Origin of the sequence: Streptomyces sp. NPDC087310 (assembly GCF_044744405.1) — a bacterium.
In the GTDB taxonomy this organism is placed as follows: domain Bacteria; phylum Actinomycetota; class Actinomycetes; order Streptomycetales; family Streptomycetaceae; genus Streptomyces.
On record NZ_JBIUYF010000002.1, the window covers coordinates 638,445 to 654,128 of the forward strand.

Genomic DNA, 15,684 nt, shown 5'->3' on the forward strand with positions numbered 1-15,684 from the left:
GACGGGCAACGGGGACAGCGTGGCGGACGCCGGGGTGCGGGCGGGGCGGAAGCGGGGCCGCTCCACCTGATCGGGTGAGGGGCCGCCCCGGGCCCGGCCTCTCCCCGGCCTGCCCCGGCCTCCCCCGGCCTCACGGGGCGGTGCGGGCGGCTGTGTGGCAGGCGTAACCCTTCGCACGCGTCCGGCGTGACCTCCGGGTAACGGGCCCTTCGTACGGTCGGGGCCGTACGCTCCCGGACCCCCGGAAGCCCGGAACCCCGGACCCCGCGTCCACGAAAGAGGCCGCCCGTGACCGCAGCGCATCACCAGGACGGCGCCACCGCCACCACCACCCAGGTGCGGACCGTCTGCTCGTACTGCGGTGTCGGCTGCGGAATCCTCCTCGACGTCGGCGCGGGTCCCGACGGCCGCAGGACCGTACTGAAGGCGTCCGGCGACCCGTCCCACCCGGCCAACCGGGGCCGGCTCTGCACGAAGGGCGCGACCTCCGCCGATCTGCTCACCGCCCCCGGGCGGCTGACCACCGCGCTGGTACGGGCGGAGCGCGGCGACGAGCCCGTACCGTCCCCGACGGACACGGCGGTCAAGGAGACGGCGCGGCGGCTGCGCGCGATCCTCGACGAGCACGGCCCGGACGCGATCGCCCTCTACGTGTCGGGGCAGATGACCCTGGAGGCGCAGTACCTCGCCAACAAGCTGGCGAAGGGCTTCCTCCGTACCAACCGGATCGAGTCCAACTCCCGGCTGTGCATGGCGAGCGCGGGCAGCGGCTACAAGCTGTCGCTGGGCGCCGACGGCCCGCCCGGGTCGTACGAGGACTTCGAGCACGCGGACGTCTTCCTCGTCACCGGCTCGAACATGGCCGACTGCCATCCGATTCTCTTCCTGCGGCTCATGGAGCGGGTCAGGGCGGGCGCGAAGCTGATCGTGGTCGACCCGCGGCGCGGGGCCACCGCCGCCAAGGCCGATCTCTTCCTCCAGATCCGGCCGGGCACGGATCTCGCCCTGCTCAACGGGCTTCTGCACCTCCTCGTCGAGAACGGCCGCACCGACCCGCAGTTCATCGCCGAGCACACCGAGGGGTGGGAGGAGATGCCCGCGTTCCTCGCGGAGTACCCGCCCGAGAAGGTCGCGGAGATCACCGGCATCCCCGAGGCGGACATCCGGCGCGCCGCCGAGTGGATCGGGGACGCGGGCGAGTGGATGAGCTGCTGGACGATGGGGCTCAACCAGTCCACGCACGGCACCTGGAACACCAACGCGCTGGTCAATCTGCATCTCGCGACCGGGGCGATCTGCCGCCCCGGCAGCGGCCCGTTCTCCCTGACGGGCCAGCCCAACGCCATGGGCGGGCGCGAGATGGGGTACATGGGCCCGGGGCTGCCGGGCCAGCGGTCGGTGCTGGTGGAGGGGGAACGGGCCTTCGTCGAGGAGCTGTGGGGCGTCGAGCCGGGGACCGTACGGGCCGACGGCTTCGGCGAGGGCACGGTGGACCTGTTCCGGCGGATGGCCGACGGGGAGGTGAAGGCGTGCTGGATCATCTGCACCAACCCCGTCGCTTCGGTGGCCAACCGCAGAACGGTCATCGAGGGGCTCGAACGGGCCGAGTTCGTCGTCACGCAGGACGTCTTCGCCGAGACCGAGACCAACGCGTACGCGGATGTCGCCCTGCCCGCCGCCCTGTGGGCCGAGTCCGAGGGCGTCCAGGTCAACTCGGAACGCACCCTCACCCTGAGCCGGCAGGCCGTGGATCCCCCGGGCGAGGCGTGGCCGGACTGGCGGATCATCGCCCGGATCGCCTGCGAGATGGGGTACGAGGACGCCTTCGGCTACAGCGACGCCGAGGAGATATTCGAGGAGATCAAGCGCGCCTGGAACCCGAAGACCGGCTACGACCTGCGCGGGGTGAGCTACGCACGGCTGCGCCGTACCCCCGTGCAGTGGCCCAGCGCCGCCGCCGAGGGCCCCGACCGCAACCCGGTCCGCTACCTCAACGACGGCGTCAGCCAGACCCTGGCCGAGCGACCCGACGGCGGCAGGCCACGGCTCGTCTTCCCCACGGCGTCCGGCCGGGCGGTGTTCCACGCGCGCCCGCACCTGCCCGCGGCGGAACTGCCGGACGACGACTTCCCGTACGTCCTGAACACGGGCCGGCTCCCGCACCAGTGGCACACGCTCACCAAGACGGGCAAGATCGCCAAGCTCAACAAGCTCAACCCCGGGCCCTTCGTGGAGATCCATCCGGACGACGCGCGGGAACTGGGCATCGCGGAGGGCGACCCGGTGGAGGTGGCCTCGCGGCGGGGCCGGGCGGTGCTGCCCGCGGTGGTGACCGAGCGGGTACGGCCCGGGGGCTGCTTCGCGCCCTTCCACTGGAACGACCTGTTCGGGGAGTACACCTGCGTCAACGCGGTCACCAGCGACGCGGTCGACCCGATCTCCTTCCAGCCGGAGTTCAAGGTGTGCGCGGTGTCGCTGACGCGGCTCGCCACCGCACCCGCCACGCCTCCCGTGGCGGAGACGCCGGCCGCAACTGACCGTCCCGGTCACGGGTCGGTGGCCGCGCTGGCGGGGGTGTTCGGGGCGGATCTCGCGCCACCGGCGCTGACCGAGGAGGAGCGCCGCTACCTGGCGGGGTTCCTCACCGGGCTGGGCGCCGCGGAGGCGGGTACGGCGACGGGGACGGGTGCGGAGGCGGGTACGGGGACGGGCGCGGAGGCGGGTACGGGGACGGGCGCGGAGGCGGGTACGGGGACGGGTGCGGAGGCGGGTGCGGAGGCGGGTACGGGGACGGGCGCGGGGACGGATGGAGGTGGCGCGGGGTCCGCCGTCGCCACGCCGGTGCTGCCGGACGGTGCGCCGTTCGCCCCGGCGCACGCCCTGTGGGTCAACGGCGTCCTCGCCGGCATGTACTCCCGTACCACCGCGCCCTCGGTCACCGGAACGCCGCCCGGCGCCTCCCCCGCCGCCGCGCCCGGACGCGAGGTCGTCGTCCTGTGGGCCTCGCAGACCGGCACCGCCGAGGAGGCCGCCGCCCTGGTGGCGCGGAGGCTGGCCGAGGACGGACACGCGGCGCGGCTGCTCGACATGGACGACGACGCGGCGCCGGACGCGGTCGGGCGCGGCGCGGATCTGCTGGTGGTGACCAGTACGTTCGGCGACGGCGACGCCCCGGACAACGGCTCCCGGTTCTGGGCGGCCCTCAGCGCGTCCGACGCGCGGCGGCTGGACGGCGTACGGTACGCGGTGCTCGCCCTCGGGGACTCCTCGTACGACGACTTCTGCGGCCACGGCCGCCGGCTCGACGCGCGCCTCGACGAACTGGGCGCCGTCCGCCTGGTGCCCCGTACCGACTGCGAACCGGAGTACGAACAGCCCGCCGGGCAGTGGCTCGACCTGGTACGCGCGGCGCTGCGTACGGAGCCGGGCGCCGGGCCGGGCGCGGGCGCGGCGGCCGAGGCGGCCGGGGGGACACCGCCCGTACCCGCGACACCGACACCGACACCGCCCGCGCCGGGTGTCCGTCCCGCCAAGGCCGCGCCCGTCACCGCCCGGCTGACCGGGAACCGGCTGCTCGGCCTCCCCGGCGCCGCCAAGGAGGTGCGCGAGTTCACCTTCGACACCGGCGACAGCCCCGTCCCGCTTGTCTACGAGGCGGGCGACGCGCTCGGCGTGCAGCCCCGCAACTGCCCCGATCTCGTCGCCGAATGGCTCGCCGTCACCGGTCTCGACGCCGCCGCGCCCGTCGACCTGACGGGCCTCGGCGAGGTGGCCCTCGGCGACGCGCTGCACCGCCATCTCGACATCGCCGCGATCACCCCCGCGCTGCTGCGCCTCGTCGCGGAACGCACCCACGACCGCACCCTCAGGAAGCTGCTGCGGCCGGACAACAAGGGCGAGCTGGCCCAGTGGACGTGGGGCCGTCAGTGCGTCGACATCATGGCCGAGTACCCGGTACGGGCCACGGCGGCGGAGTGGGCGGACACCCTCCAACGGCTGCGCCCGCGCCTCTACTCCATATCGTCCAGCCCGCTGACCGACCCCGCGCTCGTCCGGCTGACGGTCTCCGTGGTCCGGTACGACAACCGCCACGGCCGGCCGCGCAAGGGCGTCGCGTCGGCCTTCCTCGCGGACGCCGCGCCCGGCAGCCCCGTCCCGGTCCATGTGCGGCGCTCCCCGCACTTCCGGCCGCCGGCCGACCCCGCGACCCCTATGGTGATGGTCGGCCCCGGCACCGGTGTCGCCCCCTTCCTCGGCTTCCTCCAGGACCGGCGCGCCCGCGGCCACCAGGCCCCGAACTGGCTCTTCTTCGGCGAGCAGCGGCGCGCCACCGACTTCTACCACCAGGACGAACTGGCGGAGCTGCGCCGCGACGCCACCCTGACCCGGCTGGACACCGCCTTCTCCCGCGATCAGCGGGCCAAGGTCTACGTCCAGGACCGGATGCGCGAGCACGGCGGCCGGCTCTGGTCCTGGCTCCAGGACGGCGCCCACTTCTACGTGTGCGGCGACGCCTCCCGGATGGCCAGGGACGTCGACCGCGCGCTGCGCGAACTCGCCATGGCCCACGGGGGTCTGGACGCTGAGGGGGCCGCCGCGTACGTCAAGCGGCTCGCCGCCGAGAAGCGGTACGTCCGCGACGTCTACTGAGCCCGCGCCGGCCGCCGGTCGCCGGTCCCACCGGTCCCGCCGGTTAGTAGGCGGCGGTGCCCAGCCGGAGCAGGGGCAGTACGTGGTTCCGTACGGCCGGGGCGAGCAGCAGGTCCTCCTCCGTACCGGTCGTCCACCGCAGGTCGGCCAGTTCGGCGGCGGCGCGGGGGGTCCCGCCGACCCGCGCCTCGAAGACCGTCATCCGCATGGGCACCCCCTCCAGCGCCGCGACCGCCTCCACCTCGACCAGGAAGCGCGGCTCCTCGGGCACGACGCCCAACTCCTCGTCCAGCTCCCGTATCAGCGCGCCCGCCAGGCTCTCTCCCGGATCGGGTTTGCCGCCGGGCAGGTAGAAGACCTCCGGGGCCGCCCTCTTGCTGACGACCAAGAGCCGTCCCTGTCTGACGATCGCCGCGGCCACCACGATCAGGGGTTCCTGTGCTGTCATGAACGCCAGTCTCGCAGTCGGATACCGTCCGGGAATGACGGAACGGACAGACCGACAGGCGAAGCGGGAACCGGTCGCGGAGACCTTCGTGCTGGGCGGCGGACTCCCCGTACGGCGGCTGGGGTTCGGTACGGCGCAGCTCACCGGCCCCGGCTACTGGGGCCCGCGCGGCGAGCGGGCGGACGCCGTCGCCGTCCTGCGGCGCGCCGTCGAACGCGGGGTGACCCTGATCGACACGGCGGACAACTACGGGCCGGGGCTCGCGGAGGAGCTGGTCGCCGAGGCGCTGGCACCGTATCCGGCCGGGCTGACCGTGGCGACCAAGGGCGGTGTGGTGCGCACGAGCGACAGCGCCTGGCACGTCGACGGCCGCCCGGAGCGGCTGCGGGCGATGTGCGAGGCGAGCCTGCGCCGGCTGCGTACGGAGACGATCGGCCTGTACCAGCTCCACCGGCTGGATCCGGCGGTGCCGATGGAGGAGCAGCTAGGGGCCCTGGACGAGCTGCGGCGGGAGGGCAAGATCCGCTGCGTCGGCCTGGACACCGTCACCGCCGAGCAGCTCGACCGGGCGCTCTCCCTGACCGGGATCGCCTCGGTGCAGAACCGCTTCAACCTCCTGGACCGCGCGTCGGCGGCGGTGCTGGAGCTCTGCGAGACACACGGGCTCGCGTTCCTGCCGTGGTTCCCGCTGGCCAACGGCGCGTTGACGGGTGTGGCGGCATCGGCGCTCGACTCCGTGGCCGGGCGGCACGGCGCCACACGCGGGCAGATCGCCCTGGCCTGGCTGCTGCACCGCTCCCCCGTGCTCTGCCCGACCCCGGGCACCGGTTCGCCCGCCCATCTCGACGAGAACCTGGGCGCCGCGGAGATCCGGCTGTCCGCCGAGGACCTGCGCGACCTGGACGCGCTCGCCCCGCTCGATCCCGTCGGCTGACGGAGTACCCGGTCAGGCGGTCACCTTGGCCAGGAACGCGGCGACGTTCCCGACGGTCCGGTGGATCCGCTCCTCCAGGGTGAGCGACTCGGGGAGGCGGGAGCCGATGCCCGCGTCCTTCTTTCCCCGTACGTACAGCGAGCAGGCGAGGTCGCCGCACATGTATGTGCCCACCGTGTTGCCCTGCTGTCCGGCCTTCCCCGCCTTGGGCGCGACCATCAGACAGACGCCACCGGTGTGCAGGGTCAGGCATATCGAGCACATGCTGCGCCGCGTCTGCCAGGAGGCGGGGCTGGGCGAGCGCAGCGCGAGGGCCCGGGGACGGCCGTCCAGCTCGGCGACGAGGTAGGCGCGGTCGGGGGCCTGCGGGTCCCGCCAGCCCAGGTAGTCCAGGTCGTCCCAGGGCCGGTCGGCCAGGTCGCGCGGCACGGAGAGGCGCTTGGCCTGGCCCTTGGTGCAGTTCACGAACGCGGCACGGATCTCTTGCTCGGTCAGCGGCTTCATACACCGTAAGCTAATTTGCCTAAGCCCTATAGGCAAATACATAATCGGTTCAGGCCGATGAAGGGATGGCTATGGCACGCGCGGGACTGACCACGGAGCGCCTGGTCCGGGCGGGGGCGGAGCTGGCGGACGAGGTCGGCTTCGACCAGGTGACCGTCTCGGCGCTCGCCCGGCAGTTCGACGTCAAGGTCGCGAGCCTGTACTCGCACCTGAAGAACTCCCACGACCTCAGGACGAGGATCGCCCTGCTCGCCCTGGAGGAGCTGGCCGACCGGGGCGCCGCCGCCCTGGCCGGGCGGGCCGGCAAGGACGCCCTGGCCGCCTTCGCCAACGTCTACCGCGACTACGCCCGGGAGCACCCCGGCCGCTACGCCGCCGCCCAGTTCCGGCTCGACCCGGAGACGGCCGCGGCCAGCGCCGGGGGCAGACACGCGCGGATGACGCGGGCGATCCTGCGCGGCTACGACCTGACGGAGCCGGACGAGACCCACGCCGTACGGATGCTGGGCAGCGTCTTCCACGGCTACGTCAGCCTGGAGCTGGCGGGCGGCTTCAGCCACAGCGCCCCCGACTCCCAGGAGTCGTGGTCCTGGACCCTCGACCGCCTCGACGCCCTGCTGCGGGGCTGGTCCGCGCCCTGAACGCGCGCCTCCCGCCCGCCCCGCCGACCGCCCCTCCCTCCGACCACCCGACCGTCCGGCCTCACGCGGGCCCACCGACCAACAGGCTGAGACCATGAGCACCCGGAACCACTGGACCACCACCCCCGTCACCGCGGAGCTGCTGCGTGGCGCCCTCGAAGTGGAGCGCACCGAGCACGGCGTGCTGCCGCACCGGCTGCCCGCCCGGGCCCGCGCCCAGTACACCGACGGGCAGCTCGCCATGGCCGAGTCCCAGCCCTCCGGGGTGCGGCTCGCCTTCCGTACCCGGGCCACCGCCCTGGAGCTGGACACGCTGCCCACCAAGCGGTCCTACATCGGCGCCCCGCCCCGCCCGGACGGCGTGTACGACCTGCTCGTCGACGGCCGTCTCGCGGGCCAGGCCGGTGTGACCGGCGGCAACACCCTGACCATCGACATGACCGCCGGGTCGATGGAGGTCACGCCGGGGCCGGTCGGCACCCTCCGCTTCGGCGATCTGCCCGAGGGCGTCAAGGAGATCGAGATCTGGCTGCCGCACAACGAGACCACCGAACTGGTCGCCCTGCGCACCGACGCCCCGGTCGAGCCCGCGCCCGATCCGGGCCGCGCGGTGTGGCTGCACCACGGCAGTTCGATCAGCCACGGCTCCGACGCCGCGAGCCCCACCACCACCTGGCCGGCTCTGGCCGCCTCCCTCGCCGGTGTGGAGCTGATCAATCTGGGCCTGGCCGGCAGCGCCCTGCTCGACCCGTTCACCGCCCGCACACTGCGGGACACCCCCGCCGACCTGATCAGCGTCAAGATCGGCATCAACGTGGTCAACGCCGACCTGATGCGGCTGCGCGCCTTCACCCCCGCCGTCCACGGCTTCCTCGACACCATCCGCGAGGGCCACCCCACCACCCCGCTGCTGGTCGTCTCGCCCATCCTCTGCCCCATCCACGAGGACACCCCCGGCCCCAGCGCCCCGGACTTCTCCGGCCTCGGCGAGGGGCGCGTGCGGTTCCGGGCCACGGGCGATCCCGCTGAGCGCGCACAGGGGAAGCTGACCCTGGGGGTCATCCGGGAGGAGCTGGCGCGGATCGTGGCGCGGCGGGCGGCCGAGGACCCGAACCTGCACCACCTCGACGGTCGTGCCCTCTACGGTGAGGCCGACTCCGCCGAACTGCCGCTGCCCGACGCCCTCCACCCGGACGCCGCCACCCACCGCCGGATGGGCGAACGCTTCGCCGAACTGGCCTTCGCCACCGGCGGCCCGTTCCACGCGAGTTGCTAGCAGCCGTACGGCGTGCCCTGGTGGAAGTGGAGCAGCCAGGTGTCGCCGGTGAGCCGCCACAGCGAACTGCGGTGGGCCCGGCGGCCGTCCGTCTCGGTGTCGTAGGTGAGGTGCACCACGTCGGGGGCGAGCTGTACGCCCCGCATCTTGGAGGTGGTGATCGGCCGGGGCGCGGGCCCGCCGGGCGCCGTGAGCGCGGCGATGATCGCGTCACGGGTCCATTCCCGGCCCGAGGAGCCGAACTCCCGGAACTCCGGGTGCAGCAGTTCCGCGAGGAGCGCCGGGGAGGCGCGGACGGCCGGGTCGAGGAGGCGCAGTTCGGCGCGGATGGCCGCGGCGATCGCGGAGGTGCGGTCAGTCACGGGTCAGTTCCAGCAGGCGGGTCAGTTCCAGCAGTTTGACGACGGTGTTCCAGTTACGGCTGGTGGCCGTGGTGCCCCGGAACAGGGCGGGCCTGCCGAGCGCGTCGCCGAGCTTGGAGCGGCCGAGCCCGTCGGGCGCGTACAGATAGAGGGCCCGGTCGCCGAGCCGGAACTCCTCCGGGAGGTACGCGGCCGGGTCGAGCGACGCGAGCCGTTCGGGGCCCACCCGCTCGGAGAAGCAGATGAGATGGAGCTGCCTGCCCTCCAGGGCGTCGGCCGGGAAGGGACAGGCGTCGGCCACGGCCCGCAGGTACGCGGCGTTCCGTACGAGGCAGTCGACGGTGAAGCCGAAGCGCTCCTCGATGGCGTGCTCCAGCGCGGCGGCGAGGGCCTGCTCGTCGTCGGACGCGCTCGTGAAGACGGCGTTGCCGCTCTGGAGGTACGTACGGACCTGCCCGTGGCCCAGCCCGGTGAGCAGCGCCCGGAGGTCCGCCATGGGGACCTTCCGGTGGCCGCCGACATTGATTCCGCGCAGGAGCGCCACGTAGGTCGTGATCATGTGCCCACGATAGGGCGGGGTTCGGTGTCCGGGGCACCCGGCGTGCCCCGGACACCGATCCCCGTGCGGTCATCGTGCCGCGTCCGCTGCGAGCGCGGCCTCGATGAGGTCCGCGGCCTGCCGGGTGCCGCCCTCCGCCGCCATCCCGGCCTGGATCCCGGTGAGCCTGCGGGCCACCTCCGGGTCGGAGGTCAGGGCGAGGACGGCCTCGCGCAGCGCCTCGGGGGTGGCCTCCGCCGTGTCGATCCGGCGTGCGACGCCGAGGCCGACCATGATGTCGGCGTTGCCGAACTGGTCGACGGCCTGCGGTACGGCGACCATCGGGGTGGCCGTGGCCATACCCTCCTGGCTGCCGCCCGCGCCCGCGTGGGTGATGAACGCGTCGGCCTGCCGGAGGACGGAGAGCTGCGGCACCCAGTCCCGTACCTCGATGTTGGCCGGGATCTCGCCCAGCTCCGACACCTCGACGTTCTTGCCGATCTGGAGCACGACGTGCCAGCCCGGATCTCCGCCGAACGCCTCGACGCACGCCCGGTAGAACGCGGGCTGCTTGGTGAAGGACGAGCCGAGCGAGACGAGCAGGACCTTCTCCGCCCCGGCGGGGCGGTGCCACTCCCCCTGGTCGGCGCGGTCGCCCTGGCAGGCGCCGACGAAGGTGAAGACGGACTCGTCCACCTCGTCGGCCCGGTGCTGGAGGGCCTTGGGGATCAGGACGAGGGAGCGGCCAGGTTCGGCGGCGAGCCGGTCGGGGTCGGTGTGGTCCATGTGCTGGTCGACGAGCCACTGGGCGAACCGTGCCCGGTACGCCCTGCCGCGCTCCGACTTCTCCAGCTCCGCGATCATCGGCTCCGCGACCTCCTCGCGGTAGCCGTTCCAGGCGACCATGTGCGTGGAGATCTGGAAGAACGGCACACCCCAGCGGTGGGCGAGGACGGGTGCCGGGTACGAGGTGGTGTCGCCGAGGACGAGGTCGGGGCGGTCGTCCTCGAAGGCGTCGACGAGCTGGGGCAGTGCCTGGATCGCGTCGTCGAGGAAGGGCTCCAGGTTGTCGATCAGTTCCGTGCCCCACTCCTCGGGGTCGTCCTCGGGGGTGGGCAGGACGGAGCTGTAGATCACCGGCGTGGCGCCGGTCGCCGCGACCTTCTCCACGAAGTTCCGGGGGATCGCGTAGCTGACGCGGTGGCCCCGGTCGACGAGTTCCCTGATGACGTCGAGGCTCGGGTTCACATGCCCGTGGGCGGCGATGGAGAACATGGCGATGTGGGCGGGCTTGGCTGCGGTCATGCCCACAACGTAAACAAGACGATACGTCTCGTGCAACTTCTTTAGGCGGCCCCGGCTGTCTACCGCTGATAGCGGGCCAGAACCCGGTTACCGTCTCTGACCAGGCGTTTCTCCAGTTCCGCGCGGTCGATCGCGCCGCTGTAGTACTCCTGGAGCGCCGGGGTCGCCACCTTGTCCTTCCACTCCGGATAGCCGCGTACGGACTGGGCGGGGGCCGGGCGCAGTCCGCGCGCGAGCGCCGCGCCCGTCGCCCAGCCGTGCTCGGCGGTGTGCAGGGACGGGTCCGCGAGGGCCGCCGTACCGGTGGGCAGCATCCAGTCGCCCTTGGCGAGGCGCACCATGTTCCCGGGGCGCAGCAGGAAGTCGAGGAAGAGCGCCGCCTCCTTCTTGTGCGGGCTGTCCCGGGCGATGGAGAGGGTCTGCGGACTCACCCCCTGCGCGGGCTCGGCGGCCCCTTCCCCGGCCCTGGCCGCCCCGTCCCCGGCGGGGGCGGGCAGCACGGTCCACTCGAAGCCCTCCGGTGCCTGCTGGATGATCTGCTGACGGTACGAGAACCCGAGCGGGACCATCGCGTACTTGCCGCCGAAGAGCCCCGGCAGGGTGTCGGAGCCGCCCATCCCGAGGGTGGCGCCGGACGCGCTCCGGTCCGCCACGACCTGCCGCCGGATCGTGTCGGGGACCACGGCGTCGCCCTCGGTGAACCGGACCGTCACCTTTCCGTCCGTACCCCGGTGGAAGAGCCGGCCGCCGGTGGAGAGGCCGAGGTTGAGCGTCGCGGAGACGGGGTCCTTGAGCGGCCAGGCGACCGCGAACCGCCCCTTCGTCGGCACCTGTCCCTGCCCCTTTCTCATGAAGGTGGTCAGTTCACCGCTGATCCGCCGGAACTCCGGCCAGCTCCAAGGCCGCTCCGCGGTGGGGATCCGGACCCCGGAGGCGTCCAGGATCTTCTTGTCGGCGATCAGGACACGGGGCTCCTGGAGGAAGGGCACGCCGTAGACACCGTCCCCGAAGGTGGCCGTGTCCCAACTGCGGCGCGGGATGTCCCGGGTGAGCCGGTCGGGGAGCAAGGGGCGCAGATCGGCGAGGTGGCCGCCGTAGGCGAAGTCCGCGAGATCGTCGGAGGCGTCGTGGATGAGGTCGGGCGCCTCGCCGCCCTCGAAGGAGGTGAGGAGCTGGTCGTGGACGCTGTCCCAGCTTCCCTGGACGTACTCGACCCGGATGCCGGGATGGGCCGCGTTCCACTCCTTCACCAGCTCCTTGGTGGCGCGGACCGATTCGTCCTGCCAGGCGAGGGACTGGAAGCGCAGGGTGATCCGGCCGTCCCGCGCGCCGTCGGTCCCGCCGCCGGAGCAGCCGCCGAGCAGCAGGGCGAGAACGGCGGCGACGGCCAGGGCCGCGAGCCTCTTCGGCCGGCGCATCAGCTCTTCACCGCCCCGGCCAGCATCCCGCCGGTGATCCGGCGCTGGATGAGGGCGAAGACGAGGAGCGAGGGCAGGGTCGCGAGGAACGCGGCGGCGGCGAGCGGCCCGAGGTCCGCGACGCCCTCCGCCCCGACGAAGTGGGTGAGCACCACCGGCAGGGTCTGTTTCCCGGGCGACTTGAGCAGGACGAGCGCGAAGAAGAACTCGTTCCACGCGGTGATGAACGCGAAGAGCGCCGTGGCGACGATGCCGGGCGCCAGGAGCGGCGCGGTGACGGAGACGAGCGTACGGATCCGGCCCGCGCCGTCCACCGCCGCGGCCTCCTCCAGCTCGGCGGGCAGCGCGCGGACGTACCCGGTGAGCATCCAGAGCGCGAACGGCAGCGACCACACCACGTACACCAGGACCAGGCCGCCCACGGAGTCGACGAGGCGCAGGTTCTTCAGGACGAGGAAGAGCGGGATGATCACCAGGACGAACGGGAACGCCTGGCTGACCACCACCCAGCCGGTGGCCGCCGCCGCGAGCCTGCCGCGCCGGCGGGCCATCACATAGGCCATCGGGGTCGCGACGACGACGGCGATCAGCGCGGCGGCGAGGGCGGCCGTCAGGCTGTTGGCCGCCGCCCGCAGCAGCGGCTGTTCGTCGAACGCCTGGCGGAAGTTGTCGAGCGTCGGGTGGTGCGGGATCCAGGTCGGGTGGAGGCTGCCCAGCTCCCTGGCCGGTTTGAAGGCCGTGGACATCAGCCAGAGGAACGGGAAGGCGAGAAAGACGAGGTAGCACAGGAGCGCGGCGTACTGTCCGGCGCGCACGGAGCCGCTGGTGCGTGTGCTCATGCCTCCGCCCCCTTCGTGAGCCGGCCGACGAGATGCAGCGCGAGGAGTACGGAGACCACGGCGACCATGACGCACCCCATCGCGGCGGCGTAGCCGAACTGGCCGTAGCGGAACGCCTCCTCGTACGCGAAGAGCATCGGCAGCCGGGTGCGGCCGCCGGGGCCGCCGCTGGTCAGCACGTAGACCAGCGCGAACGAGTTGAAGCTCCAGATGAAGTTGAGCGCGGTGATGGCGAGGGCGACCGGCCGGAGCGCCGGCCAGGTGACGGTACGGAAGCGGCGCCAGGCGCCCGCGCCGTCGAGCGCGGCGGCCTCGTGCAGTTCGCGCGGGGTGTTCTGGAGGCCGGCCAGCAGGGCGACGGTGGTCTGCGGCAGGCCCGCCCAGACGCCGACGACGATCACCGCGGGCAGGGCGGTGGAGAGCCCGGTCAGCCAGTCCCGCCCCTCGCCCAGGCCCAGATCGCGCAGCGTCTCGTTGAGGACCCCTGCGTCGGAGTGGTAGACGAGCCGCCACATGACGGCGACGACGACCTCGGGCATGGCCCAGGGGATGATCGCCAGGGACCGGGCCAGCCAGCGCAGCCGCAGGTCCTCGTCGAGGAGCAGGGCGAGGCCGAGTCCGAGCGCGAACTGCGGCACGGTCACCCCGACCGCCCAGAGCAGGCCGATCCCGAAGGAGTCCCAGAAGAGCGTGTCGTGCAGCAGGTCCTGGAAGTTCAGGGCGCCGATCCACCGGGTGGGTTCGGTTCGGCCGGACTGGGCGTCGGTGAAGGCGAGCGTGACGCCGTAGAGCAGGGGGCCGACGCTCAGCACCAGGATCGGCAGCAGCGCGGGCAGCACCAGGAACCAGGCACCGTGGTCCAGCGGCTTCCGGGGCCGCCCGCCCCGGCCCGTCCGGCCGGTACCGGAGCGGCCCTCGCCCCTGCTCTCCCGCTCTGACCGCGTCGTCGCGGTGGCCGATGTCACGGATGCGACTCCTTCGGGTGGGACTGTCAGGGGCCGTCCTGTCCGGCCTCGTCATCGTGGTGACGCCCCCTCGGTACGTCAAGCACGCACACACGCGCGGATGGGAGACTGCGCGGTGGCGCGGGACGCGGTGGACCGCGCGGAGGAACGACCGGAAGTAAGTGAGCCAACGATGGACGAGGCGCGGGCGCGGGAGATTCTGGCCGCGACGGGGCTGCCGCACGACGCGGAGCTGCTGGCCCTGGGCGAGAACGCGGTGTTCGGGACGGCCGGGCTGGTCGTCAAGGTCGGCAGGGACGCGCGGGACCACCCCGAGCTGCTGGAGCGGGCCCGGCGCGAGGTCGCCCTCGCGTCCTGGCTCGCGGAGTCCGGGGTGCCGGCCGTGCGGGCCGCCGAACCCGAGGCGCGCTCCGTGGACGGTCATCCGGTGACGCTCTGGCACCGGCTGCCCGAGGCCGAACGCCCGGCGGGACCGGCCGATCTGGCCGCGCTGCTGCGGCTCGTCCACGCGCTGCCCACCCCCGATCCCTCCGTACTGGCCCTTCCCCGCCGCGAACTGCTCGGCGGTGTGGAGCGCTGGCTGCGGATCGCGGGCGACACGATCGACCCCGCCGACGCCAACTACCTGCGCGGACGCAGGGACGGCTTCGCCGAGGCCGCCGCCACGCTCACCCCGCATCTCCCGGCCGGTCCGATCCACGGCGACGCGCTGCCGCGCAATGTCCATGTCGGCCCGCGGGGGCCCGTCCTGGTCGATCTGGAGACCTTCTCCGCGGACTTCCGCGAACACGACCTGGTGGTCATGGCGCTGTCCCGGGACCGGTACGGGCTGGACCACGAGGCGTACGACAGGTTCACCGCCGTCTACGGCTGGGACGTCCGCGCCTGGTCGGGCTGCCCGGTGCTGCGCGGCGCCCGCGAGACGGCCAGTTGCGCCTGGGTGGCGCAGCACGCCCCGGCCAACCCCAAGGCGCTCGCGGAGTTCCGGCGCCGGGTCGCCTCCCTGCGCGACGACGACCCCGAGGTCCGCTGGTACCCCTTCTGACCAGCCGCCCGCGGTCAGGGCGCCGTCGTCACCACCGGCTCGCGCAGCGGCCACACCGCGTCGACCACCGCGTCGGTGTTCCCCTTCTTCCGCAGGAAGCGCTGGAAGTCCACCGCCCACTCCGCGTACCAGGCGATCTGACGCTCGTGCAGCTCCGGCGGGGTCAGCGCGGCCACCGAGGCGTGCCGCTCGGCTATCGCGGTGGCCACCCGGGCCGCCGCCAGCGCGTCCGCGCCCGCGTCGTGGGCCGCGTCGAGCACCACGCCGTACTCCGCGCAGACCGCCTCCAGATTGCGCTTGCCCCTGCGGTACTTGTCGACGGCCCGGTCGATCGTGTACGGGTCGATCACCGGGCCGACCGGATCGAGCTCCGGCAGCCCGTGGCGCCGCAGCTCGGCGGCGAGCAGCGTCAGGTCGAACGGCGCGTTGTACGCCACAACGGGCACCCCGCGCGCCCAGTAGCCGCGCAGGACCTCCGCGATCTCACCGGCCACCTCGGGCGCGGGGCGCCCCTCCGAGGCCGCCCGCTCGCTGCTGATGCCGTGCACCGCGGACGCCTGGGCGGGGATCCGGATGCCCGGGTCGGCGAGCCAGCTCCGCTCCCGTATCACCTCGCCGCGCCGGACCTCGACGACCGCCGCCGTCACGATCCGGGCCTCCAGCGGCTCCGTACCGGTCGTCTCCAGGTCGAAACCGACCAGTGGTTCCCCGTGCCAAGTCATCGTGTGGCCCTCCTTCGTGGTGCGGTGGCGCGTCCCC

At 73.3% G+C, this 15,684-nt stretch carries 14 protein-coding genes; 5 read left to right on the top strand and 9 right to left on the bottom strand.

All coding sequences use genetic code 11. From position 1 onward, the window contains the following. Positions 1-288: 288 nt before the first annotated feature. On the top strand, positions 289-4,650 hold the full coding sequence (locus ACIO3P_RS08605) for a molybdopterin-dependent oxidoreductase (protein ID WP_401848430.1): 4,362 nt from the start codon (positions 289-291) through the stop codon (positions 4,648-4,650). Positions 4,651-4,693: 43 nt separating this feature from the next. On the opposite strand, the gene ACIO3P_RS08610 is transcribed toward ACIO3P_RS08605, so the two are convergent. Continuing rightward, entirely contained in the window at positions 4,694-5,098 is a 405-nt protein-coding gene (locus ACIO3P_RS08610; protein ID WP_401848428.1) for an NUDIX domain-containing protein, read from the bottom strand. A 34-nt stretch (positions 5,099-5,132) separates the two neighbouring features. Here ACIO3P_RS08610 and ACIO3P_RS08615 point away from each other — a divergent pair, with 34 nt between their 5' ends. Further along, positions 5,133-6,032, top strand: a complete 900-nt coding sequence (locus ACIO3P_RS08615) for an aldo/keto reductase (RefSeq protein ID WP_401848426.1) — start codon at positions 5,133-5,135, stop codon at positions 6,030-6,032. A gap of 12 nt (positions 6,033-6,044) precedes the next feature. Here ACIO3P_RS08615 and ACIO3P_RS08620 read toward each other — a convergent pair whose 3' ends face one another. Next, positions 6,045-6,536 (bottom strand): FBP domain-containing protein, encoded by a 492-nt coding sequence (locus ACIO3P_RS08620; protein WP_329821998.1) that lies wholly within the window; start codon positions 6,534-6,536, stop codon positions 6,045-6,047. A gap of 71 nt (positions 6,537-6,607) precedes the next feature. On the opposite strand from ACIO3P_RS08620, the gene ACIO3P_RS08625 reads away from it, so the two are divergent. Next, positions 6,608-7,177, top strand: coding sequence for a WHG domain-containing protein (locus ACIO3P_RS08625; RefSeq protein ID WP_329821999.1), 570 nt, complete (start codon positions 6,608-6,610; stop codon positions 7,175-7,177). Between the two features lie 94 nt (positions 7,178-7,271). Beyond that, positions 7,272-8,453, top strand: coding sequence for a GDSL-type esterase/lipase family protein (locus ACIO3P_RS08630; RefSeq protein ID WP_329822000.1), 1,182 nt, complete (start codon positions 7,272-7,274; stop codon positions 8,451-8,453). Here the strand turns inward: ACIO3P_RS08630 and ACIO3P_RS08635 are convergent. The 6 genes from ACIO3P_RS08635 to ACIO3P_RS08660 form a co-directional block, all read right to left on the bottom strand. Next, positions 8,450-8,815, bottom strand: a complete 366-nt coding sequence (locus ACIO3P_RS08635) for a nuclear transport factor 2 family protein (protein ID WP_329822001.1) — start codon at positions 8,813-8,815, stop codon at positions 8,450-8,452. The two genes, ACIO3P_RS08630 and ACIO3P_RS08635, sit on opposite strands and share 4 nt — an antisense overlap. After that, complete coding sequence (locus ACIO3P_RS08640) at positions 8,808-9,374, bottom strand: DUF1697 domain-containing protein (RefSeq protein WP_329822002.1); 567 nt, start codon at positions 9,372-9,374, stop codon at positions 8,808-8,810. The genes ACIO3P_RS08635 and ACIO3P_RS08640 overlap by 8 nt, the downstream gene beginning before the upstream one ends. A gap of 69 nt (positions 9,375-9,443) precedes the next feature. Beyond that, the gene (gene mgt, locus ACIO3P_RS08645; protein ID WP_329822004.1) at positions 9,444-10,658 is read right to left on the bottom strand and encodes a macrolide-inactivating glycosyltransferase; all 1,215 of its coding nucleotides are present in this window, start codon (positions 10,656-10,658) and stop codon (positions 9,444-9,446) included. 59 nt (positions 10,659-10,717) lie between these two features. Then, complete coding sequence (locus ACIO3P_RS08650; RefSeq protein ID WP_401848424.1) at positions 10,718-12,076, bottom strand: extracellular solute-binding protein; 1,359 nt, start codon at positions 12,074-12,076, stop codon at positions 10,718-10,720. Next, positions 12,076-12,915, bottom strand: coding sequence for a carbohydrate ABC transporter permease (locus tag ACIO3P_RS08655; protein WP_399301050.1), 840 nt, complete (start codon positions 12,913-12,915; stop codon positions 12,076-12,078). The genes ACIO3P_RS08650 and ACIO3P_RS08655 overlap by 1 nt, the downstream gene beginning before the upstream one ends. After that, positions 12,912-13,880: a sugar ABC transporter permease gene (locus ACIO3P_RS08660; protein WP_329822007.1), complete on the bottom strand. Its 969-nt coding sequence runs from the start codon at positions 13,878-13,880 to the stop codon at positions 12,912-12,914. The genes ACIO3P_RS08655 and ACIO3P_RS08660 overlap by 4 nt, the downstream gene beginning before the upstream one ends. A gap of 172 nt (positions 13,881-14,052) precedes the next feature. Between ACIO3P_RS08660 and ACIO3P_RS08665 the strand changes: the two genes are divergently transcribed. Further along, on the top strand, positions 14,053-14,925 hold the full coding sequence (locus tag ACIO3P_RS08665; RefSeq protein WP_329822056.1) for an aminoglycoside phosphotransferase family protein: 873 nt from the start codon (positions 14,053-14,055) through the stop codon (positions 14,923-14,925). Between the two features lie 14 nt (positions 14,926-14,939). On the opposite strand, the gene ACIO3P_RS08670 is transcribed toward ACIO3P_RS08665, so the two are convergent. Beyond that, entirely contained in the window at positions 14,940-15,647 is a 708-nt protein-coding gene (locus tag ACIO3P_RS08670) for a 3'-5' exonuclease (RefSeq protein ID WP_329822008.1), read from the bottom strand. Between the last annotated feature and the right edge of the window lie 37 nt (positions 15,648-15,684).

Excerpts from the sequence above, each read along its gene's own strand:
- mgt (WP_329822004.1), bottom strand. The coding sequence starts at position 10,658 with ATGACCGCAGCCAAGCCCGCCCACATCGCCATGTTCTCCATCGCCGCC.
- ACIO3P_RS08610 (WP_401848428.1), bottom strand. The coding sequence starts at position 5,098 with ATGACAGCACAGGAACCCCTGATCGTGGTGGCCGCGGCGATCGTCAGA.
- ACIO3P_RS08650 (WP_401848424.1), bottom strand. The coding sequence starts at position 12,076 with ATGCGCCGGCCGAAGAGGCTCGCGGCCCTGGCCGTCGCCGCCGTTCTC.
- ACIO3P_RS08630 (WP_329822000.1), top strand. The coding sequence starts at position 7,272 with ATGAGCACCCGGAACCACTGGACCACCACCCCCGTCACCGCGGAGCTG.
- ACIO3P_RS08655 (WP_399301050.1), bottom strand. The coding sequence starts at position 12,915 with ATGAGCACACGCACCAGCGGCTCCGTGCGCGCCGGACAGTACGCCGCG.
- ACIO3P_RS08615 (WP_401848426.1), top strand. The coding sequence starts at position 5,133 with ATGACGGAACGGACAGACCGACAGGCGAAGCGGGAACCGGTCGCGGAG.
- ACIO3P_RS08625 (WP_329821999.1), top strand. The coding sequence starts at position 6,608 with ATGGCACGCGCGGGACTGACCACGGAGCGCCTGGTCCGGGCGGGGGCG.
- ACIO3P_RS08665 (WP_329822056.1), top strand. The coding sequence starts at position 14,053 with ATGGACGAGGCGCGGGCGCGGGAGATTCTGGCCGCGACGGGGCTGCCG.
- ACIO3P_RS08640 (WP_329822002.1), bottom strand. The coding sequence starts at position 9,374 with ATGATCACGACCTACGTGGCGCTCCTGCGCGGAATCAATGTCGGCGGC.
- ACIO3P_RS08620 (WP_329821998.1), bottom strand. The coding sequence starts at position 6,536 with ATGAAGCCGCTGACCGAGCAAGAGATCCGTGCCGCGTTCGTGAACTGC.
- ACIO3P_RS08670 (WP_329822008.1), bottom strand. The coding sequence starts at position 15,647 with ATGACTTGGCACGGGGAACCACTGGTCGGTTTCGACCTGGAGACGACC.